Here is a 21,098-nt window from a genome sequence, read left to right as displayed (position 1 = left end):
GTGCAGAAGTTCAGAAAATGGATTTATAGTCTGTGCATTTTAACAGGATTACTTGCGGTCTGTACTGCTTGTGGAAAAGCCGACAGTCAGCCAAAAGAAGAGACAACAGAGGTTGTAACTGACGGCCCGGTCAGTGGTCCGGAGGATTTTAAGCGGCTTGGCATGATCATTGATGTTGCTTCTTCAAATATGGTTAAGGATGTTTCATACGAGATCAAAAATAAAGAGATCGCCTGTATAAAATTTGTTTATAACGGAATTGATTGTCAGTTCCTTGCGTCTGCGGTATACAGTGATTTTGATCTGGCAGGGGTAACGAATACCGGTACCGGAGATATGCTGGTATCAGGGGTTCAGGGATACAATGCAACGTATTATAAGCTGAATCCGGGCAGGGTTGTTTTCTGGAGTGATACGAATATTCATTATTGTCTGTACATCTATGTAACAGCAGAGGATTCAGTTGTAGACAGTATCCTTCCGTTGCTTTCATTTGAGGATCATTATGATGAGAGAGAAGATGTAATTGAGCATGCAGAGGCGGAAAGTAAAGCATTTGCACAACAGATCATAACGGTGTTCCAGAATAAGGATGTCAATGGCTTGTCTGAGATCCTGAACTATCCGCAGGAACTTGGAAGCGGAGAGTCCATTGCAAATATAGATGAGCTGATGGCGATCCCGGCTGATCAGATCTTCACAGATAAGCTGTTGGAGGCAGTAGGAACCGATGCAATCGATAACCTGCGGAAGAGTAGGGATGGTGATGCATGGCTGATCGGTTCAGCAAGTAAGAATATTTATTTTCGCATGACATCGGATGGGGTTTATAAGATTGTAAAGATCAATAATTAGCCTGCAAATATATGATATTACATCCCGGTTGGAGATGTTGCCCGGAAGCTGAAAAGGAATCCGGATAACGTTCTGACCGGGATGTTTTTTTATGTAGAAAGCTGTAAAAAGAATGCTCACGATAAGAATTGTAGAGAGGGGAAGATAAATGTAGAATTATTTTGTGAAGTGGACAGGCCTTCTGGGAGGTTCACAAAAAATATCAGGAGGGTGCTATTCAAATGGGAAATAAATATCTGATAAAAGAGGCGGCAAAAATGGTGGATGTTGAACCACATGTGCTTCGCTACTGGGAAGAAGAACTGGATATGAGGATCAAGCGAAATGATATGGGACATCGGTACTATGATGAGCAGGATATCAGAATTTTGAAGAAGATAAAGGAGCTGAAGGATCGGGGGATCCAGTTAAAGGCGATCCATGAACTGGTGCAGAAAATGTATGATATTCTGGAAAATGGAGTTCCGGTTGAAACGGCATCGAAGGAGGTTGAAACAGATTTCACCTCGGAACTGGTCAATACAGTTACCCAGATCACGGAGGAGCCGGGTGAGGATCAGGAGCGGATTGTTGATTTTAAGCTGGTACAGTTCCAGTCGATGATGACGAAGATTGTGGGAAATTCGATAAAGGAGAATATCAAGCCGATCAGTCAGGCAGTAACTGCGGAAGCAACAGAGCAGATCGCAAAGCAGATGGATGTTATTATGAAGGAACAGGATGAGCGGGCAGAGGAACGGTATCAGAGATTGGATACCGTGATCCGGGAAATGCAGCAGACCAGACGGGAGATCGCGGCAGCAGAAGCCGGAGGAAAAAAGAAAAAACGATTATTTGGTAAGAAGAATAAATAAGAACAGATGCCAGCTTCATCCATCTGCTAGTCTTTCTTTATAAAAACTTCATATAAGAGAAATTGAATCCGTGATATAATGAGCGTATGCCGAGCAATGCCAGATCATAAAAATAAACCAGGTTGTGCTTGCACAAGACCTGATTTATTTTTATGATCTGATAGTGCGAAGCACGGACATCGAGTAATCTGAAAGATTACGAGATGAGCATTGCGAGAGTAATCCGAAGGATTACGAGATGAGCATTGCGAGAGCAATCCGAAGGATTACGAGATGAGCATTGCGAGAGCAATCCGAAAGATTACGAGATGAGCATTGCGAGAGTAATCCGAAGGATTACGAGATGAGCATTGCGAGAGTAATCCGAAGGATTACGAGATGAGCATTGCGAGAGTAATCTGAAAGATTACGAGATGAGCGATGCGAGAGAAATCTGGAGCAATGCGAGGAAAAACAATTATAAAGGAAAACATATGAAGATCATAAAAAAAGTTAAATGGGCGTTGGTTTCCGTCTGGATCTTTATCGTGCTGATCATGTTGGTAGGTACGATCGTGATTGGACGAAGTTATTTGTCAGAAATGTTTGGTGACGGTTACAGTATACAGTCATTATATTCGATCAGCGATCCGATTAAGGAAACATATCGGAATCTGTCGATCATCATGTCGGATGTGCAGGAGGATCTGCAGACAGATCCGGGCAAATTCTATGATAAGAAATATCTGGACAGTCTGAACCAGAAAGCCGGAAATTACAGGACATCGGTGCTTGTCTATATTGATGGTGAATTTACATATTCCGGTATAAAAGATGAAGTAGAAAAACTGGAAGCGTCTTTACTTACCAAACGTGCAATCTATATAAATGGTGAGAAGGGAATCAAGCAGGAGGAAGTAGAAAACAGTTCATCAGAGTCCGGTTCCGGGGAAATGGGTGATCAGGGTTCATATGCATTTGGAAAATATGGAAAAACTTATGAATATATGCTGACATCTCCACAGGCATATCTGTGTAATGAGATCGATTATCAGATCAATGGCAAATCGATCAGTATTTTCCTGGTTACATATTATGGTAATTACGTCAGCCAGTTTAAGAGTGCGCTGGTTGGATTTATCCTTATGATGTTCTTGATCATGCTGGTTCTGACAACTGCTTTGTCGACACTGGTATATGTACAGTTCATCCGTCCGCTGGTTCGTCTGAAGGAGGCAGCAGAGGAGATTGGTACCGGGAATCTGGGAGAGCCGGTAGAGGTCAGTGATGGAAGAAAAGATGAGATTGGAGAATTGTGCCGGTCATTTAACGACATGAGAGAGCGCCTGAATGAATCGGTTGAGCTTAAGATGCAGTATGAGGAAGAAAACAGGGAGCTGATCAGTAACATTTCTCATGATCTGAAAACTCCGATCACAACGATCAAAGGATACGTTGAGGGTCTGATGGATGGTGTGGCAGACACACCGGAGAAGCAGGATCGTTATCTGAAGATGATCTATAATAAGGCAAATGAATTGGATGCGCTGATCAACGAATTGTCGCTATATACCAATATCACGAACAATGCGATTCCGTATGAATTCCACAGAGTATCGGTAAAAGACTATTTTAATGACTGTATGGAAGAGGTTCGGGCAGATCTGTTATCACATAATATGACACTGAACTATAACAATTATTGTGCGGAAGATGTAAAGGTTGTTGTTGATCCGGATCAGTTGAAGCGTGTTATCAACAATATTGTGACAAATGCGATCAAGTATACAGATAAAGAGGAAGGTCATATTGACATTTCTATAGAAGAAAGTGAGAAAATGATCAAGGTATCGATCAATGATGATGGACGGGGGATCGACAAAGAGAGCCTGCCGCATATATTTGACCGAACGTATCGTGCAGACAGTGCAAGACGTTCCAGAGGTGGAAGCGGACTGGGGCTTGCTATCTGCAAGAAGATCGTGGAAGAACATGGTGGAAAGATCTGGGCGACCAGTAAGAAAGGTGAAGGTACAACGATCTATTTCACATTGAAGAAATACATCAAGGAGGAAAATAAAGATGAGCAGAATACTGATAATTGAAGATGAACTTAGCATAGCAGAGCTGGAGCGGGATTATCTGGAGTTGAATGATTTTGAGGTTGAGATAGAGACAAATGGAGCAAAGGGTCTGGATAAGGCATTAGAGAATGATTACAGCCTGATCCTGCTTGATCTGATGCTTCCGGATCTGGATGGATTTGAAATCTGTCGTCAGATTCGTGAGAAGAAGGATATTCCGATCATCATGGTTACAGCAAAGAAGAATGATATTGATAAGATCCGTGGACTTGGACTTGGTGTTGATGATTATGTAACAAAGCCATTCAGTCCAAGTGAGCTGGTTGCCAGAGTAAAGGCACATATTTCCAGATATGAGCGTCTGATCGGTTCAACCGCATTGCAGAATGATGTCATTGAGATCCGTGGATTAAAGATTGACAAGACCGATCGTCGTGTCTATGTGGATGGAGAAGAGAAGGTATTTACAAATAAGGAATTCGATCTTCTGACTTTCCTTGCAAGCAATCCGAATAAGGTATTTTCAAAGGATGAACTGTTTAACAAGATCTGGAATATGGAGAGTATCGGAGATATCGCAACCGTTACGGTTCATATCAAGAAGATCCGTGAGAAGATCGAATTTGATACATCTAAGCCACAGTACATCGAAACTGTATGGGGCGTTGGATACCGATTCAGAATGTAGTGAAAAAGTGTGAGGACAGAGCCTGCACAGATGGGAGAGTGTGCATCAGAGCTTTGGATTTTGATAGGTTCTGATAAGGAGATAACAGATGAAGATAGAAGTATTATATGAAGATAATGATATATTGGTTGCGGTGAAGCCGTATGGGCTGCCATCCCAGCCGGACAAGAAGAATTCTGAAAATATGGTCAGTATGTTGAAGCTTCGCATTTTTGAGAAAGAGCATCGGACAGAGGAACCATATCTGGCTCCGATCCATAGACTGGATCGTCCGGTTGGTGGCATTATGTTATTTGCCAAGAACAAGGAGGCTGCTTCGAAGCTGTCAAAGCAGAGTGAAGATGGCGAGATGGTCAAATATTATCAGGCAATCTTAACCGGAGAACTTCCGAATGATGCCGGAACGATTACGAATTATCTGATTCACGATAACAAGACAAATGTCACAAGAATTGTGGATAAAGATACGCCGGGAGCCAAATTAGCGGAGCTGGATTATGAAGTGTTAGATGTCATGGAGACAGATGATGGAATCTTAAGTTATGTTCTGATCAATCTTATCACAGGCAGAACCCATCAGATCCGTGTACAGATGGCTGGTAAAAAAGCCGGAATCTGGGGCGATACAAAGTATAATCCAAAGTTCCAGAAAACAAAGAAATCTTATAAGCAGATCGGTCTGCATGCATCCAGACTGGAATTCGAGCACCCGGTGACGGGTGAGCATATGATCTTTAAGAATGAGCCGGAGGGCAAAGCCTTTGAGATCATCGAGCTGGATGAATTTTAATATTATTTTGTAATTGGAATGGTATTCGGAATAATGACTTCTTCAAAGCCATTATAGCTGTGTACCCATTTTACGGTTCCATCTGAACTGGTTTCCAACAGATAACTCAGATCTTCTTTTTTGAAATGCATGATCAAAATGTCGTCATCTGTTACTTCATAGGTTCCAGTTTCGGTGGAGCCTTTCTTTTTGATCACTTTGTTGTCTTCTGTGAATGTGAAACTGCCAAGATCTTCTATTGTCCATTTTGATTCACAGAGAAGCTCCTGCATGGATTTGTCATCGTGTGGCTTCAGATTCCGGAGATGTGTGGACAGGAAGTAGATACCGGCAACCAGGATCGCAAAGATTACAACAAGTGTTATGGTTTTCCGGACGATTGCAAAGGTATGGCGGTTCTTGCGATGCCTTGTCAGAGATGCCTGTTGTTCCCGAACTGCCTCGTGGTAGGAGGTGCTGATGCTGTGCGTGGCACCGGAGATACCATTTGACTTATTTGCAAAAGTTTGCTCCGCTTTTAAACGAAGAATGGCTGTCTCGGTCAGACCTTCTGTTGATATATCTGTCTGATTTTTTAATTGTTCTGTCTGATCCTGGATTTCCTTATCTTCCAGATATTGTTCAGAGACCGGAAGTTTTCCGGTTTTTGTTGATTTGTCTTTCAAATGGAAAGATGTATTTGACTCCTGTTTATTCATTATTTTACCCTCATTATTTGTTTGGAATATGGAAAGATCATTCGTTGCAGACAAATGATTTTTCATTCCTGTGTTTAGTGCTTTTCATCATGGATAATATATACAGAAACAGTGCAAATTGCAAGAAAAAATGTTTTACATTCTGGCAGAACCGGCAAAAATCCCTTGAAAATATCAGGTTATATCTATATAATGACAGAAGGTATGTAACTTTTTAAAGGACAGGTATAGATGTCAGACACATTTAAAAGGCTGCACGATAGAATTATTTTTATAAGTATATAAAGGAGAAAATTGAGATGGCTAATGAAAAGAAATTAGTAGAGGCTATTACTTCCATGGACGAAGATTTTGCCCAGTGGTACACAGATGTTGTAAAGAAAGCAGAGCTTACAGATTATTCAAGTGTAAGAGGATGCATGATTTTACGACCGGCCGGTTATGCCATCTGGGAAAATATACAGAAGGAACTCGACAGAAGATTCAAGGAAATAGGCGTAGAAAATGTATATATGCCATTGTTCATTCCTGAAAGTCTTCTTCAGAAGGAGAAGGATCACGTAGAAGGATTTGCACCTGAAGTTGCATGGGTAACACAGGGTGGTTTGGATCCACTTCCGGAGCGTTTATGTGTAAGACCTACATCAGAGACTCTGTTCTGTGATCTGTATTCGAATATCATTCATTCATATAGAGATCTTCCAAAGGTTTATAACCAGTGGTGTTCAGTTGTTCGTTGGGAAAAGACAACCAGACCTTTCCTTCGTTCGATGGAATTCTTATGGCAGGAAGGTCATACGGCACATGCTACAGCAGAAGAAGCAGAGGAAAGAACCATCCAGATGTTAAATGTCTATGCTGATTTCTGTGAGCAGGTTCTGGCTATTCCTATGATCAAGGGACGTAAGACAGATAAAGAGAAGTTTGCGGGTGCAGAGGCTACTTATACGATCGAAGCTCTGATGCATGATGGTAAGGCACTTCAGTCCGGTACAAGCCATAATTTCGGAGATGGATTTGCCAAGGCATTTGGCGTTCAGTATACAGACGCAAATAATAAATTACAGTATGTACACCAGACTTCATGGGGTATGTCAACCAGAATTATCGGCGCGATCATCATGGTTCATGGTGATGACAGCGGCCTGGTGCTTCCACCAAGAATCGCTCCTACACAGGTTATGATCATTCCGATCAACCAGAAGAAGGAAGGCGTTCTTGAAAAGGCACAGGAGATCAAGGCAGCTCTTTCTGAGAAGTTCACAGTTAAGCTGGATGATTCTAATAAGAACCCAGGCTGGAAATTCTCTGAGCAGGAGATGCGCGGCATTCCGGTTCGTATCGAGATCGGACCAAAGGATATCGAAGCTGGTCAGGCAGTTATCGTACGTCGTGATAACAGAGAAAAGACAGTTGTGTCATTAGATAATATTACAGAAGCAGTTGGAGAGATCCTTGAGAAGATGCAGGCAGACATGCTTGCAAAGGCAACTGCTCACAGAGATGCCAATACACATGAGGCTCATAACTGGGAAGAATTCACTGACATTCTGACAAGAAAGCAGGGATTCATCAAAGCTATGTGGTGTGGCGACAGAGCCTGTGAGGAAGCGATCAAGGATGAGACCGGTGCAACAACCAGATGTATGCCGTTTGAGCAGGAGCATTTGTCCGATGTCTGTGTACATTGCGGTAAGCCAGCAAAGACTATGGTATACTTTGGCAAGGCATACTAAGAGGAACATCGGCTATTAGCAGATGATAGATAAGTAGTGTATTTGATTTTGCGGAATTTATGATACTTGCAATAGGTGATAACAAACATATTAATAGATTGTTATCACCTATTTTAATGTAATATATATTTGGAATGGAATATGCTGTTTTCAATTGATATCATGAAATATATGGCATAGATGGTGGCGCAATCATGAAATATGGCATAGATGGTGGCGCTTAAGGGTATATTGGATGAAAAATCTTGTTAATACCCCGCCGAAGGGTAGGCGCGTGGGTATGACAGCTAGAAAACAGAAGTGATACCCAAGTGAAGGATAGATCATAGGGTATAATAGAAGAGAAGATGAGAGATACCCTATCAAAAAAATAAAGTAATGGTATTGTGTACAGAAAGGCATAGAAATACCCAAGGAGGAGGTTGTGATATGGAGATCAGGATGCCGGAGAATGCGAAAAAGGTAATAGAGACACTGGAAGCTGCCGGGTATGAAGCCTATATTGTTGGTGGATGCGTGAGAGACAGTATTCTTGGCAGAGAACCGGGAGACTGGGATATTACGACAGCAGCAAGACCGGAACAGGTAAAGGCGTTATTCAGACGGACGATCGATACCGGAATTAAGCATGGTACGGTTACGGTTATGTTTGGTAAAGAGGCATATGAAGTAACTACCTACCGGGTGGATGGAGAATATTCCGATCACAGAAGACCGGATTCTGTGGAATTTACTGCGAATTTAGAAGAAGACTTGAAGCGTAGGGATTTTACGATCAACGCTATGGCATACAGTCCTTCAGCAGGTGTGATCGATCTGTTTGGTGGAATGGATGATCTGGACAATAAGGTCATCAAGGCGGTCGGTGATCCGCTGGCACGATTTGATGAAGATGCTCTGAGAATCCTTCGGGCGATCCGGTTTGCAGGACAGCTTGATTTCACGATCGAGAGGGATACCAGAAAGGCGATGATCCTGCGGGCACAGTTCTTACAGGATATCAGTGCCGAACGTATCCGCGTGGAGATTGACAAATTGCTGACTTCAGCGCATCCGGAGAAATTGATGGAAGCATATGTGACAGGTATAACAGCATATATCCTGCCGGAATTTGACCGAATGATGGAACAGCCGCAGAACAATCCATACCACAAATATAACGTAGGAGTTCATTCGATGGAAGCAGTTAAGGTTATTGAGCCAACTACAGTATGCAGATGGGCTGCGCTGCTTCATGATGTGGGAAAGCCGGAATGTCATACTGTGGATGAAAATGGTATCGACCATTTCTATGGACATAATGAGAAGGGGGCAGAGATTGCCCGTAAGGTGCTTCGCAGACTGCGGTTTGACAATGAAACGATAGATCTGGTATGCAAGATGGTGCTGTGGCATGATTATGGTTTAGGGGAGATGTTGAAAAAGACAACCTTCCGAAAAGCACTCAGCAGGATGGGAGCAGATTTCTTCCCTTATTATATCAAGATCCGCCGGGCGGATATGGCGGCACAGAGTGATTATAAGTTAGAAGAACGGAGAGGCAGCATCGAGCATCTGGAGAAATTGTATCAGGAGATCACGGATGCGAAAGATTGTCTGACGATTAAACAGCTTGCCATCAATGGAAAGGATTTGATCGCACTTGGCGTAAAGCCGGGAAAAGAGATCGGCGATATCCTGCAGGAGCTTCTGAATCAGGTGCTTGGCAGTCCTGAGTTGAACAACAGAGAAACGCTGCTGTCTATGGCAGAGTCATATATTAGAAAATAGAAAAAATAAAGGTGGAGTTATAACTGCATCCGGTTAATTATATATTGACATTACCAAAGATTTCGTAATGAGATGCATAGTGCCGGTAAATACAAGTGCCTGTTTGAGTCCGAAGGTAAATGTGACTTTTTATGTGAAAGACCGGAAATCATTTAAAACAGATAAAAATATGGAGGTGTGGAATGAGACTGAGGAATGTGTTAATTGTTGTGAAAGATATTGAACGGTCAAAGCAATTTTACCATGATCTGTTTGGACTCGAACCAATATTAGATAATGACGGAAATCTGATCCTGACGGAAGGACTTGTATTGCAGGATGAGAGGATATGGAAAGATTTTCTAAAAAGAGATGTGATATCCCACAATAATTCCGCCGAGCTATATTTTGAGGAGCGGGATATCGAAGCTTTTGTTGAAAAGCTGGAGCGGTTATATCCATCGATTGAATATGTAAATCCACTTATGGTTCACAGTTGGGGACAGAAGGTGGTTCGTTTCTATGATCTGGATGGAAATCTGATCGAGGTTGGGACGCTGACGTAACCGGAAACAGACAAGGAAGCATTTGCAGATGCCGCATATGGAGATGTTAAAGCAGATAAAAGAAAAATATGTCCTTGATACGGCAGTAACAAAAAGATAGGGTTTATATAATGGGGAAGGGGAAATTACTATGTGGAAAATATTTATAATTATATTCGGAGTGCTTTTCGGCATATTTATGCCAAGATCAATATATGAGAATTATACAGATGCAGATCTGGAAGACAGTACTTATGAAGAAGATTCGTATGTAAATTCAGAAGATAGTACTTATGAAGAATATCCATATGTAAATTCGGAAGACGGTTCTTATGAAGATTATCCATATCCGTATCCAGATCCGGAATATGCTGCCGGACGAGGTAACTTGAAAACCTATAACAACAAGGACTATGATCCGACAAAAACAGACTGGGAAAATTATGGGGATACCGGCTCGATCATGGAGATTGCGGACACGGACTGGGCATTAGAAAATGCTCCCGTGTTTCATGTAGAAACAAAGGAACAACTGGCTGGAGTTGTGTATTATGTCAATGCAGTCAAAGGGTATAATGATTCCGTGGAACTCTACCTTGAGGCGGATATAGATCTTGACGGTCTGGAATGGGTTCCGATGGGCGGATGGTACAGACCAGACAGATATCTTGAGCACACTACATTTGTGGGGATTATAGATGGACAAAATCATATAATAAAAAATATGCATATAGATACAAAATACGGTGGACATTGCGGATTTGTAGGATATTCTTATTCCTTGCAGATGAAGAATATCACTTTTGAAAAGGCATATGTGTCCGGAGGAACGTATGTAGGAATTGCAGGCGGAGAAATTTATGGTTCTGAAGACTGGATAAATGTAAATGTATCAGGTATGGTTGGAACACCCGGACCTGAAACCGGCTCGATCGTTGGCAGGGAAGCCGGTATTAATTTCAGAGACTGCGATGCGACGGTTGTGTATAAAAAGGAAAACGGAAGATTTGGAAGTATCCGGTATTTTTCACACAGATATCAGTTAATTGCAGAAACACCGGTTGTTGAAGCATTTACCCTGACTTATGAAAATGGCGTGATCACAAGAGATGAGGTCGAAGGATATGATAATCTGGGCTGGCATATTGAGCGGGATGGTTCGCTTCTTTTGGACAGAGCAGCAGAAGGTGAATTGCAGCTGCCGGCAGAATATACATATCCGGATACATCGATCTGGCTTGAGGCATATATAAATGGAACGTATATCAGAGTCAGCAATATAATCGAAGTGCCTTGATCAGATAGCGTTATTTTGTCCGGTATTTCAGGAGAAAGGGAAGTATATTATGTGTTTGCGGAGTGGTGATGTTTCAGATATTATAATAATATACTTAAATTTGGAGAGCAAAAATGGTTGTATATAAATATGGTGATCCAGAAGCAAATATTGTATTGATCCAGCCAGTGGGAGATCATGATGTGCATGATATAGAAAATGAGGTTTCAGAGATAATGAAGAGGATTTCTCTGGAATTTCGGATGATTGCAGTTAAGGTGGATAGATGGAATCAGGATCTGTCTCCGTGGAGAGCACCTGCTGTATTTGGAAATGAAGACTTTGGCGAGGGTGCGTCGGCGTTACTGGCACAGATATTGGAATTGTGTAAGGATGAAAGTAAGACTTATTATCTTGGTGGATATTCCCTTGCGGGGCTGTTTGCACTTTGGGCATCCTGCCGGACGGACAGGTTTGCCGGGATAGCGGCAGCATCCCCGTCGGTTTGGTTTCCGGGATTTCTTTCGTATGTGAAAGAATATGGGATTGCAAGCCCTGCTGTTTATCTGAGTCTTGGCAATCGGGAAGAAAGAACGAAGAATCAGGTTATGGCTGCGGTAGGCGATTGTATCCGGGAATTGTATGGATGGCTACAGGAGCAGGAGATTGACAGTATACTGGAATGGAATCAGGGAAATCATTTTAAAGAACCGGGAATCCGGACGGCGAAAGCATTTGCATGGGTGATGGAAAGAACAAAAGGAACGATCAGAGGAAGGTGATACTTTATGAATGTTACGATGCTTGGAACAGGAAGTGCACTTGTTACGGAATGTTATAACACCTGTTTTGTGTTGCAGGAAAATGAGGAATATTTTATGGTGGATGGTGGCGGTGGAAGTGCCATTCTGCATCAGTTAAAGCATGCCGGAATTGACTGGAAAGAGGTTAGAACTATTTTTGTGACACATAAACATATCGATCACATTACGGGTATCATATGGATGATCCGTATGATATGCCAGCATATGAAGCAGGGCGAATATGAAGGCGAAGCTGTGATATATGCACATGATGAAGTCATTGATCTGCTGCTTGATCTGGCCAGAAAACTTCTGCCAAAGAAAGAGACAGATTTTATCGGTAAACGGCTGCATCTGATAGCAGTTAAAAATGGAGAGTCTGTTGAAATTTTGAATAAACGGGTTACATTTTTTGATATCCAATCCACAAAAGCGAAACAGTTCGGTTTCTGCATGGAACTGGGAGATGGAGAGAGATTAACCTGCTGCGGAGATGAACCATACAATCCATGTGAAAAGAAGTATGCAGAGAACAGTACATGGTTGTTGCACGAAGCATTTTGTCTGGATGGTCAGGCGGATATATTCCATCCATACGAGAAGCATCATTCAACAGTGAAAAATGCCTGTGAGTTTGCAGAAGAATTGCATGTGAAAAATCTGCTGCTGTATCATACAGAGGATCGGAATCTTTCACATCGAAAAGAATTGTATTATGAAGAAGGAAGAAAATATTTCAGTGGGAATCTTCTGATCCCGGATGATTTGGAAACGTTTATAATTTAATATGGTGCTCCGGACGGCGAAAGCATTTGCATGGTTGATGAAGAATATGCTAATATAGTTAGCAGAGGCTAACTGCATTGGCATAATTTTTTTATAAAGGAGAATAGATATTATGTTACAGTGGAAAATATTTATGGTGATGGCATTGATCGGGCATATATTGTGTGGGATTTCAGATGGATTTCTGACATATGCTCCAAATGGAAAAGTCGATCTGACAAATTTTAAGGATTATGAAAAATCCAAGGTAGCCTTTCATGGAATGCCACTGAAGAATCTGTCGGTTGCGATGTTGTTGGGCGTGTGTGCAATGACGCTTGAGATATTCGGATACATAGCTCTTTGTGACTGGATGCAGCAGTATTTTTTATTGCTGTTGTGACAGGAAAAACTTCACTTCCGGCATGGGCATGTATTTTTAATCTGCTGCCGCTTGCAATCGTGATCCTGCCAACAAAACTTCCGGCAAAAGCAAATGTAATCGGGGTGATCATGTTTGCCGGGTTGCTTTTTCTTATATAATGGTTACGTTCGAGAGCCGGGAACTATCGGCGTTCTTACTTTATAGAAATTATCTTGTAAAAAAGTATAAAATAAAGGAAAATATAAAAAAAGTATAAAATGAGGTAATATATGCAGAAGCCATTTACAATTACATTTAGTAAAGCACCGAAAAACGCATGTATTCATACAGATAAAACAGCATATTATCATTTGCCGGGACTGTTCGAATTCTATGAGCTGTATCGTATCTTTCTGCCATTGTTCCGTGAGCACAGAGAATATTTCTATGACTGGTGCGAGATCGGTTCGATCTATGGTGCTCCGGCGGACTGCCTGTGGGGTGGCGGACGTGTTGGATATGGTGATTGTGATCCGGAGGATGTTCGGGAATTAATGGACGAGTATGGAATCTCAGCCCGGCTGACCTTCAGTAACTCGCTGCTTTGCGAGGAGCATCTGGCAGATAAGAGATGTAACGAGCTTTGCAGATTATTTGAGAAAAATGGAAAGGCAGAAAATGGGGTGATCGTCCATTCGGATCTATTGTTAGATTACCTAAAAAAGCAGTATCCGGGTTTTTATTTTGTATCATCAACTACAAAGGTTCTGACAGATTTTGAGGAGTTGGTAAAGGAGACAGATCGGGAAGATTTCCGTTATGTTGTGCCGGATTTCCGATTGAATAAGGCATGGGACAAATGGGAAACACTGACACAGTCGCAGAGGGATAAAGTGGAATTCCTGTGTAATGAATGTTGTTCCTTTGGCTGTAAGGACAGACGCAAATGTTATGAAACGGTCAGTCGCAAGAATCTTGGAGAGGACTGCCCGGAGCATGAGTGTACGGCTTCGGATGTCATGGGCGGTTATCGTTTTTCAAAGGCAATGACAAATCCGGGATTTATCGGAATCAATGATATAAAAGAAACATATCTGCCGATGGGATTTTCTCATTTTAAGATTGAGGGGCGGAGTCTTGGCAGTGCGTTGGTCCTGGAATTTTTGCTTTATTATATGACAAAACCGGAATATCAACTGCACGTCCGGGAGGCTGTCTATCTGGATAATATGCTGGATCTTTTTTAGCGAAGTAATTGCGAATCAGAACCTGTAATGTTAATATAAGGCTATATGGGTAAGACAAGGCAGGTGACATTCGTGAGAGCAGAAGAAGTTATGCAGGAAGTTGCAAAGCTGTGCAGAAGTTTTCATGCAAAAGAAATAATATTATATGGTTCAAGGGCAAAAGGTACAGCGATGGAAAGAAGCGATATTGATATTGCTGTTTCGGGTGTGGATAACTTTGAATCACTTGTTGAAAAAGTGGAAGAATTGCCAACACTTTTCAGTGTGGATTTAGTGAATATGGATACCTGTAGGAATCAGTTATTATTGGAGGATATCAGGCAATATGGACGAGAAATTTAACAGACGGTTTTTATCTTTCTGCAATTCACTGGATGCATTGTCGGAGGCAAGGCAGAGAGATCTTTCGGATTCTTTTGTGTTAAGCGGAACCAGTGCAAAGTTTAGTATTACATTTGATCTGGCATGGAAGGTCATGAAAGATATATTAGTGCAGTATTATGCGATCACAGGATTTGTAACAGGTTCACCAAGGGAGGTACTAAGGGAAGCTTATAAGGCAAATCTGATCTCGGATGATGACTGGATGGAAATGCTGAAAGTGAGAAACGAGCTTGCGCATGATTATGATTGTGAGATTGTAAAAACACATTGTGATAAAATTGTAAAGACATACATTGATCTGTTTTATGATTTTGAAAATGTAGTAAAGCAGTTGATCGGGTAAAATATAGAAAAAGAGTGCCAGATGAAATAAATAAAATTTATATTTGTCTGGCACTTTATTTTTTATTATCTTGAAAAACTATCGCTGTAGAGATACAATATATGCAGTCGAAAACGGAGAAATTTAATATAGGGAGATGAAATAGATGTCTGTTAGATTGTATCATGGTTCGGAAAATATAATAGAAAAGCCTGAGTATGGAAAAGGGGCGCGCCATAATGATTACGGAAAAGGATTTTATTGTACGGAAGATATAGAACTTGCAAAAGAGTGGGCATGTGCAAAACAGAAAAATGGATATGCCAATATATATGATCTGGATATGACAGGGCTTAAAGTATTGCACCTAAATGCTCCTGAGTACAATATTCTTAACTGGCTGGCAATACTTGCAGATAATAGGACATACTGGCAAAATGGCAGTATTGCAGAGCAGGCAAAGAATTATATAAAAGAGAACTTTTTACCGGACATTTCAGAATATGATGTGATAGTTGGTTACAGAGCGGATGATTCTTATTTTTCATTTGCACAGGATTTTGTAGCAGGGGTTATTTCTTTACAGAAATTATCAGAAGCCATGCGTTTTGGAAAATTGGGAGAACAGATTGTATTAAAGAGTCAAAACGCATTTGAGCAGATAACATTTGTCGGCTATGAAGATGTGGATGCAGTAAAGTATTATGTCAAAAAGCGTGCGAGAGAGCAGGAAGCGAGAAAGGAATATAGGGCAAGAAAGCAGGATCAGGCAAATGTGAATGATCTGTATATATTGGATATCATGAGGGAGGAGATCAAAGATGGAGATGCGCGCTTATTCGTATGATTATCTGATAACGGCACAGCGGATCATGGGAGATATGCTTGATTTTGCGGTGAATACCTGTGATATGGATGTAGACAGGTATTTTGCTATGTTCCTGGTGTCGGATATTTCTGTGCAGTTTCAGAATGGAAATCCAACCTATATAGCTGGAAAGACAGGATGTGAGATTGTAAAAGAAGTTGTTGAAGAATCGGGAATCCAACCTGTCATTGTTGAAGATGAAATGTATCTGGACAAATCGCCGGAGTATTGGACAGGCTGGGCACTCGCATATTATCAGTGGTTCACCTGCCGACCGTTTATGAAGATTAATGAAGCGGTGCCTATTCATAGGATTGTACAAATGTATGATGTATATCATGAGATGGATATTACACATTTTGTTGATACTATGAATGAATTATGGGATCAGTATTATAAGGAGACGAATCTCAAGAGGATTCGGAAGATTTCCGGTTTATCGCAAAAGGAACTGGCAGAAGCGTCCGGCGTTCCTTTGAGACAGATCCAGTTATTTGAACAGCGGCAGAGAGATATTAACCATACACGGGCGATCGACGTTGTAAAAATGAGTCGTGTGTTAGGATGTAAGGTAGAAGATTTATTACAGATATAAGGCGCGAGAGGTCGCAGCCGTGATGGGGTATGACCAATTTTTCGTTTGACTTTTTCGAAAATGAGAAATATAATAACGTCTTGAACGAGTAGCAAACATGCGTAAATCCAGTTTTGCTGCTCGTTTTTTTAATTATATATTGTCATTAGAAAGTGTGTAGCTTATCAGCGTAAGTCCAACTTATAAGATAAGTACACACTTTTTTTTGTGTGAAAAAGGAGGATTAAATTAAGATGGCAGAAAGTAATAAGATGAGGGAGACGCCGGTAAATAAGCTGATGGTTCAGATGGGAATACCGATGATCTTATCGATGGCATTGCAGGCGGTCTATAATATTGTGGACAGTGCATTTGTAGGCAATATGGAGGTGGGGAGTGAAGCGGCATTAAATGCACTCACACTGGTATTTCCGGTTCAGATGCTTATGGTGGCTGTAGGAATCGGAACAGGTGTAGGAACAAATGCACTTCTTGCCATGACACTTGGGCAGAGAGATATGAAAAAAGCAGCAAAAGTCGCAGGCAACAGCTTATTTCTTGGTGGAATTATTTATGTGGTATGTCTGTTATTTGGTATCTTTGGAGTGAAAGCCTACATCTCATCTCAGACCGTTGATCCGGAAGTTATCTCGATGGGAACAACATATTTGCGGATCTGCTGTGTGTTGTCCTTTGGCATTATCTTCTTTTCATTATTTGAAAAATTATTACAGGCAACAGGACGTTCCCTTTATTCAACAATCGGTCAGGTTGCGGGAGCTGTTATAAATATTATTCTTGACCCGATCATGATCTATGGTATTGGACCTGTTCCGGAAATGGGAGTAGCGGGAGCCGCATATGCTACCGTCATAGGACAGATCGTATCTGCCGGTTTGCTTCTGGTATTTCATCTGAAGTTAAATAAGGAATTTGAACATGGAATAAAACATATGAAGCCGAGTGCCAGAACTATGAAAGAAATCTATTCCATTGGTCTTCCTGCAATCATTGCACAGGCACTTATGTCAATTATGGTTTATGCGATGAATCTTATTTTAAAATTCAATCCTTCCGCCCAGACGGCATATGGATTGTTCTATAAGGTGCAGCAGTTTGTATTGTTCCTTGCCTTTGGACTGAGAGATGCGATCACACCGATCATAGCTTTTGCATATGGCATGGGAAGCAAGAAAAGGATCAAAGATGGAATCCGCTATGGTCTTATTTATACCATAGCATTGATGATCCTGGGCGTTCTCATCACAGAGATTTTTCCAAATGCCTTTGCCTCGCTGTTCAATGCAGGTCAGTCAAGAGCGTATTTTATCGGTGCAATGAGAATTATCTCGATCAGTTTTGTATTTGCCGGAATCAATGTGGCATATCAGGGCATCTATCAGGCATTGAATGGCGGTCTTGAGTCGCTGATAATATCACTTCTCAGACAGCTTGTGATCATATTGCCATTGGAAGCTATTTTTTCTGTTTTTGTAAGAAATGACCAGATGGGTGTTCCGTTGATCTGGTGGGCGTTCCCGATTACAGAATTTGTCTCATGCTTAGCGGGATATGTATTTTTGAAGAAAATACAGAGAAACAAGGTAGAAAAATTAGGTTAAACTATGAATGTGGTATCTGTAAGCTCGGTAAGAGGGAAAACTGTTTTGAATTTGTTCCGTGTCTGTGCAATATGGATGAGCGGAACTCAGGACAGGTGAATGAAAAGTCTAATCCTTCAGCTTTGTAAGATTGACAAAAACAATACAATGCAGTATATATAGAACAATATAAATGCTTGTCTCGGCGTTAAAGAAGACTATAGATTTTGCTGTTTCTGAACACAACAGTATGCTCTATAGTCTTTTTTATTTATGTAATTACAGAAGATGGAGGAAGAACATGATGTCATCAAAGAATTGGTTGAAAAAAATAGTGATAATTATAGTAGGTTCTGTTATTGCAGCTTATGGAATCACACTTGCCTTGTATGCGGGATTTGGAGGCGCAACACTTGCAGTTTTGTGGCAGGGTATTTCAGAAACATTTCATATAAGTATCGGAATGGCTTCGTTTGTTGTAGCTGTTGTGATGATCTTATTTGCGGCTATTTATGACAGGTCGCAGATTCATATAGGAACATTTTTGTATCAGGTTGTGTACAGTGGGTGTGTGGATTTGTTTGCAAAATGCCATATATACAGCAAATATATGTGGATAAATTTCTTCATTATGCTGGCAGGGGTGATCTTATTTGCAGTTGGAACAGGTTTGTATGCATCTGCATCTCTTGGCAGAGGTTCTTATGAAGCAGTAACCTTTGCATTGGCAGAGAAAAATAACTGGCAGGTTAAGATCGTTCGTATGATATTAGATATTTTAATGGTCGTGACAGGCGTGCTTTTGGGAGGAAAGTTTGGAGCATGTACGATCATCACAGTTATAATTTCAGGACCGGTTATACAATTTACAAATGGCAAGGCAAAGCAGATTTTGATCTAGCAGACAGCAATGCTATATATCGAATGGGTGTTACCGTTCAGGTTAATCTGACTTTTGAACTTGCCTGGAAAGTATTGCAGGTTTTACAGATCTTGAGGAGACATTGCAGGAAAAACTTATAGAAGTAGATGAGTGGTAATCGTCTTTAATAAACTCCGGTTTGCAATAGTGAAATGAATAAGTCCTTGCACAAACACCCTGCATAAGGTAAAATGATTTCATATGAATATTTGTGAACTGGGGGCACCACTTTTCACAAGGAAGATAACAGGCGCCGGATCATACGTTATGGTTGTATGATCCGGTGCCTTTTTGTGTTACAGGGCATATGTCCTGTAGTGCAGAAAATGTGTAATTATGAAAGATAGGAGAAGATACATGGTAAAAATCAATGGTGAAGAAAAAGAGATTGCCGGTAAGAATCTTCTGGAATATTTGAAGGAAGCCGGATTTGAGCCGGAACGTGTCGTTGTAGAACGGAATCTCGACATTATTCCAAAAGATGAACTTGGCAATACGATCATTCAGGATGAAGATGTGATCGAAGTATTACGATTTGTTGGCGGAGGTTGAGACATGACAGAGATGCAGAAAAAAATGCAGGAGCTGATCTCACAGGAAGAACTGGATCGTGCATTTGATGCACGATTTCCGAAAGAAATGCAGGTGAAGTTACGTGCGGCGAAGGTGGCTGTTGCAGGTATCGGTGGACTGGGGTCAAATATTGCAGTCATGCTTGCAAGAAGCGGCGTCGGACATTTGCTTCTGGTGGATTTCGATGTGGTGGATGTGACGAATCTCAATCGTCAGATGTACTTTATATCCCAGCTCAGGAAGCCGAAGACGGAAGCCCTGCTCGAAACCCTGTATCAGATCAATCCATATCTGACGTATGAGACAGTGCAGACGAAAGTAACCCCGGACAATGTAAAGGAATTATTCGGTGGATATCCGATCGTGTGCGAAGCATTTGACAAACCGGATCAGAAGGCAATGCTGGTGCGTGAACTACTGATGCAGTGTCCGGATGCAACTGTTGTATCAGGAAATGGCATGGCAGGGTATGCAGATACGAATGCGATAAAAACGCGCCAGATGATGCGCCGCCTGTATGTGTGCGGGGATCAGAGCACTGATGTCGGCGACGGTATAGGACTCATCGCTCCGCGGGTAGCTGCCTGCGCAGCTCATGAAGCAAACAAAGTATTACAGCTGATTATGGAAAATTAAAAGGAGACAACATGGAAGATAAATTCATCTTAGGCGGCAAGGAATTCAAGAGCCGTTTCATTTTAGGATCAGGCAAATACAACCTGAATCTGATCAAGGCAGCAGTCGAACAGGGAGGGGCAGAGATCATCACCCTTGCATTACGACGTGCAAATACACAGGAAAGTGAGAATATTCTGGACTATATTCCGGAAGGAGTTACCCTGCTTCCGAATACTTCCGGTGCAAGAAATGCCGAAGAGGCTGTCCGCATCGCAAGACTTAGCCGGGCAATGGGCTGTGGTAATTTTGTAAAGGTAGAGATCATGCGTGATGCAAAATACCTTTTTCCGGATAATTATGAGACTGTGAAAGCAACCGAGATCCTTGCAAAGGAAGGCTTCGTGGTACTGCCATATATGAATCCGGATTTAAATGTAGCAAGGGATCTTCAGAATGCAGGTGCGGCTGCTGTTATGCCGCTTGCAGCTCCGATTGGAAGTAATAAGGGGCTTGCGACAAAGGCTATGATCCAGGTATTGATCGATGAGATCGACCTGCCGATCATCGTGGATGCCGGCATCGGAAAACCATCTCAGGCATGTGAAGCGATGGAAATGGGTGCGGCTGCGATCATGGCAAATACAGCCATTGCGACAGCAGGTGATATACCGGAGATGGCAGCAGCATTTAAACTTGCGATCGAAGCCGGAAGAAAAGCATACCTGACCGGAATGGGTCGTGTCCTTGCAAGAGGCGGAAGTGCTTCCGATCCTTTGACAGGTTTCTTGCGTTAGGAGGCAGTC

The 21,098-nt window shown here is 41.7% G+C and carries 23 protein-coding genes; 22 read left to right on the top strand and 1 reads right to left on the bottom strand.

From position 1 onward, the window contains the following. From DWY07_RS05435 to DWY07_RS05415, 5 genes are all read left to right on the top strand, one after another. A complete protein-coding gene (locus DWY07_RS05435) occupies positions 1 to 855 on the top strand; it encodes a hypothetical protein (RefSeq protein ID WP_117807980.1) in 855 nt (284 codons plus the stop codon). A 221-nt stretch (positions 856 to 1,076) separates the two neighbouring features. Continuing rightward, positions 1,077 to 1,709 (top strand): helix-turn-helix domain-containing protein, encoded by a 633-nt coding sequence (locus DWY07_RS05430; protein WP_021944249.1) that lies wholly within the window; start codon positions 1,077 to 1,079, stop codon positions 1,707 to 1,709. Positions 1,710 to 2,182: 473 nt separating this feature from the next. Continuing rightward, positions 2,183 to 3,793, top strand: coding sequence for a HAMP domain-containing sensor histidine kinase (locus DWY07_RS05425; RefSeq protein WP_117784730.1), 1,611 nt, complete (start codon positions 2,183 to 2,185; stop codon positions 3,791 to 3,793). Beyond that, the gene (locus DWY07_RS05420) at positions 3,771 to 4,460 is read left to right on the top strand and encodes a response regulator transcription factor (RefSeq protein ID WP_008399752.1); all 690 of its coding nucleotides are present in this window, start codon (positions 3,771 to 3,773) and stop codon (positions 4,458 to 4,460) included. Before DWY07_RS05425 ends, DWY07_RS05420 begins: the two co-directional genes overlap by 23 nt. 88 nt (positions 4,461 to 4,548) lie before the next feature. Continuing rightward, positions 4,549 to 5,250, top strand: coding sequence for an RluA family pseudouridine synthase (locus tag DWY07_RS05415; RefSeq protein WP_021944247.1), 702 nt, complete (start codon positions 4,549 to 4,551; stop codon positions 5,248 to 5,250). 2 nt (positions 5,251 to 5,252) lie between these two features. On the opposite strand, the gene DWY07_RS05410 is transcribed toward DWY07_RS05415, so the two are convergent. After that, positions 5,253 to 5,948 (bottom strand): hypothetical protein, encoded by a 696-nt coding sequence (locus DWY07_RS05410; RefSeq protein ID WP_021944246.1) that lies wholly within the window; start codon positions 5,946 to 5,948, stop codon positions 5,253 to 5,255. A gap of 299 nt (positions 5,949 to 6,247) precedes the next feature. Between DWY07_RS05410 and proS the strand changes: the two genes are divergently transcribed. The 17 genes from proS (at position 6,248) to DWY07_RS05315 (ending at position 21,089) form a co-directional block, all read left to right on the top strand. After that, positions 6,248 to 7,684, top strand: coding sequence for a proline--tRNA ligase (gene proS / locus DWY07_RS05405; RefSeq protein ID WP_117784559.1), 1,437 nt, complete (start codon positions 6,248 to 6,250; stop codon positions 7,682 to 7,684). Between the two features lie 429 nt (positions 7,685 to 8,113). Continuing rightward, positions 8,114 to 9,454, top strand: coding sequence for a CCA tRNA nucleotidyltransferase (locus tag DWY07_RS05400; RefSeq protein WP_117822429.1), 1,341 nt, complete (start codon positions 8,114 to 8,116; stop codon positions 9,452 to 9,454). 182 nt (positions 9,455 to 9,636) lie between these two features. Beyond that, the gene (locus DWY07_RS05395; protein WP_021944243.1) at positions 9,637 to 9,999 is read left to right on the top strand and encodes a VOC family protein; all 363 of its coding nucleotides are present in this window, start codon (positions 9,637 to 9,639) and stop codon (positions 9,997 to 9,999) included. A gap of 130 nt (positions 10,000 to 10,129) precedes the next feature. Then, positions 10,130 to 11,275 (top strand): hypothetical protein, encoded by a 1,146-nt coding sequence (locus DWY07_RS05390; protein ID WP_117822428.1) that lies wholly within the window; start codon positions 10,130 to 10,132, stop codon positions 11,273 to 11,275. Positions 11,276 to 11,388: 113 nt separating this feature from the next. Further along, on the top strand, positions 11,389 to 12,036 hold the full coding sequence (locus DWY07_RS05385) for an esterase (RefSeq protein ID WP_117822427.1): 648 nt from the start codon (positions 11,389 to 11,391) through the stop codon (positions 12,034 to 12,036). 6 nt (positions 12,037 to 12,042) lie between these two features. Further along, positions 12,043 to 12,843, top strand: coding sequence for an MBL fold metallo-hydrolase (locus DWY07_RS05380; protein WP_021944240.1), 801 nt, complete (start codon positions 12,043 to 12,045; stop codon positions 12,841 to 12,843). 112 nt (positions 12,844 to 12,955) lie between these two features. Beyond that, the gene (locus DWY07_RS05375; protein WP_117822426.1) at positions 12,956 to 13,225 is read left to right on the top strand and encodes a DUF6796 family protein; all 270 of its coding nucleotides are present in this window, start codon (positions 12,956 to 12,958) and stop codon (positions 13,223 to 13,225) included. A gap of 251 nt (positions 13,226 to 13,476) precedes the next feature. Continuing rightward, a complete protein-coding gene (locus DWY07_RS05370; RefSeq protein WP_021944239.1) occupies positions 13,477 to 14,433 on the top strand; it encodes a hypothetical protein in 957 nt (318 codons plus the stop codon). A 72-nt stretch (positions 14,434 to 14,505) separates the two neighbouring features. Then, positions 14,506 to 14,775, top strand: a complete 270-nt coding sequence (locus DWY07_RS05365; RefSeq protein WP_173783762.1) for a nucleotidyltransferase domain-containing protein — start codon at positions 14,506 to 14,508, stop codon at positions 14,773 to 14,775. After that, positions 14,759 to 15,160, top strand: a complete 402-nt coding sequence (locus DWY07_RS05360) for an HI0074 family nucleotidyltransferase substrate-binding subunit (RefSeq protein ID WP_021944237.1) — start codon at positions 14,759 to 14,761, stop codon at positions 15,158 to 15,160. The genes DWY07_RS05365 and DWY07_RS05360 overlap by 17 nt, the downstream gene beginning before the upstream one ends. A 145-nt stretch (positions 15,161 to 15,305) precedes the next feature. Then, the gene (locus DWY07_RS05355; protein WP_021944236.1) at positions 15,306 to 15,986 is read left to right on the top strand and encodes a DUF3990 domain-containing protein; all 681 of its coding nucleotides are present in this window, start codon (positions 15,306 to 15,308) and stop codon (positions 15,984 to 15,986) included. After that, positions 15,961 to 16,602, top strand: coding sequence for a helix-turn-helix transcriptional regulator (locus tag DWY07_RS05350; protein WP_021944235.1), 642 nt, complete (start codon positions 15,961 to 15,963; stop codon positions 16,600 to 16,602). The genes DWY07_RS05355 and DWY07_RS05350 overlap by 26 nt, the downstream gene beginning before the upstream one ends. A gap of 233 nt (positions 16,603 to 16,835) precedes the next feature. Further along, a complete protein-coding gene (locus DWY07_RS05345; RefSeq protein ID WP_117822425.1) occupies positions 16,836 to 18,203 on the top strand; it encodes an MATE family efflux transporter in 1,368 nt (455 codons plus the stop codon). A gap of 280 nt (positions 18,204 to 18,483) precedes the next feature. Beyond that, positions 18,484 to 19,083, top strand: a complete 600-nt coding sequence (locus DWY07_RS05335) for a YitT family protein (protein ID WP_021944233.1) — start codon at positions 18,484 to 18,486, stop codon at positions 19,081 to 19,083. 378 nt (positions 19,084 to 19,461) lie between these two features. Then, positions 19,462 to 19,656 (top strand): sulfur carrier protein ThiS, encoded by a 195-nt coding sequence (gene thiS / locus DWY07_RS05325; protein WP_118482982.1) that lies wholly within the window; start codon positions 19,462 to 19,464, stop codon positions 19,654 to 19,656. Positions 19,657 to 19,659: 3 nt separating this feature from the next. Then, positions 19,660 to 20,313, top strand: coding sequence for a sulfur carrier protein ThiS adenylyltransferase ThiF (gene thiF / locus DWY07_RS05320; protein WP_117822421.1), 654 nt, complete (start codon positions 19,660 to 19,662; stop codon positions 20,311 to 20,313). Between the two features lie 11 nt (positions 20,314 to 20,324). Next, positions 20,325 to 21,089 (top strand): thiazole synthase, encoded by a 765-nt coding sequence (locus DWY07_RS05315; protein WP_117822420.1) that lies wholly within the window; start codon positions 20,325 to 20,327, stop codon positions 21,087 to 21,089. The last annotated feature ends 9 nt before the right edge of the window (positions 21,090 to 21,098 follow it).

Source organism: Clostridium sp. AF23-6LB, from assembly GCF_003461085.1.
Lineage (GTDB): Bacteria > Bacillota > Clostridia > Lachnospirales > Lachnospiraceae > Coprococcus > Coprococcus ammoniilyticus.
The sequence above is the reverse complement of the archived record's forward strand: the minus strand, read 5'-3'. Positions and strand labels throughout refer to the sequence as shown.

Coding starts and splice junctions, on each gene's coding strand:
- DWY07_RS05355 (WP_021944236.1), top strand. CDS start 15,306: ATGTCTGTTAGATTGTATCATGGTTCGGAAAATATAATAGAAAAGCCT.
- DWY07_RS05430 (WP_021944249.1), top strand. CDS start 1,077: ATGGGAAATAAATATCTGATAAAAGAGGCGGCAAAAATGGTGGATGTT.
- DWY07_RS05420 (WP_008399752.1), top strand. CDS start 3,771: ATGAGCAGAATACTGATAATTGAAGATGAACTTAGCATAGCAGAGCTG.
- DWY07_RS05335 (WP_021944233.1), top strand. CDS start 18,484: ATGATGTCATCAAAGAATTGGTTGAAAAAAATAGTGATAATTATAGTA.
- DWY07_RS05370 (WP_021944239.1), top strand. CDS start 13,477: ATGCAGAAGCCATTTACAATTACATTTAGTAAAGCACCGAAAAACGCA.
- DWY07_RS05400 (WP_117822429.1), top strand. CDS start 8,114: ATGGAGATCAGGATGCCGGAGAATGCGAAAAAGGTAATAGAGACACTG.
- thiF (WP_117822421.1), top strand. CDS start 19,660: ATGACAGAGATGCAGAAAAAAATGCAGGAGCTGATCTCACAGGAAGAA.
- DWY07_RS05375 (WP_117822426.1), top strand. CDS start 12,956: ATGTTACAGTGGAAAATATTTATGGTGATGGCATTGATCGGGCATATA.
- DWY07_RS05390 (WP_117822428.1), top strand. CDS start 10,130: ATGTGGAAAATATTTATAATTATATTCGGAGTGCTTTTCGGCATATTT.
- DWY07_RS05350 (WP_021944235.1), top strand. CDS start 15,961: ATGGAGATGCGCGCTTATTCGTATGATTATCTGATAACGGCACAGCGG.
- DWY07_RS05385 (WP_117822427.1), top strand. CDS start 11,389: ATGGTTGTATATAAATATGGTGATCCAGAAGCAAATATTGTATTGATC.
- DWY07_RS05410 (WP_021944246.1), bottom strand. CDS start 5,948: ATGAATAAACAGGAGTCAAATACATCTTTCCATTTGAAAGACAAATCA.
- thiS (WP_118482982.1), top strand. CDS start 19,462: ATGGTAAAAATCAATGGTGAAGAAAAAGAGATTGCCGGTAAGAATCTT.
- DWY07_RS05345 (WP_117822425.1), top strand. CDS start 16,836: ATGGCAGAAAGTAATAAGATGAGGGAGACGCCGGTAAATAAGCTGATG.
- DWY07_RS05315 (WP_117822420.1), top strand. CDS start 20,325: ATGGAAGATAAATTCATCTTAGGCGGCAAGGAATTCAAGAGCCGTTTC.
- DWY07_RS05425 (WP_117784730.1), top strand. CDS start 2,183: ATGAAGATCATAAAAAAAGTTAAATGGGCGTTGGTTTCCGTCTGGATC.
- DWY07_RS05395 (WP_021944243.1), top strand. CDS start 9,637: ATGAGACTGAGGAATGTGTTAATTGTTGTGAAAGATATTGAACGGTCA.
- DWY07_RS05360 (WP_021944237.1), top strand. CDS start 14,759: ATGGACGAGAAATTTAACAGACGGTTTTTATCTTTCTGCAATTCACTG.
- DWY07_RS05380 (WP_021944240.1), top strand. CDS start 12,043: ATGAATGTTACGATGCTTGGAACAGGAAGTGCACTTGTTACGGAATGT.
- proS (WP_117784559.1), top strand. CDS start 6,248: ATGGCTAATGAAAAGAAATTAGTAGAGGCTATTACTTCCATGGACGAA.
- DWY07_RS05415 (WP_021944247.1), top strand. CDS start 4,549: ATGAAGATAGAAGTATTATATGAAGATAATGATATATTGGTTGCGGTG.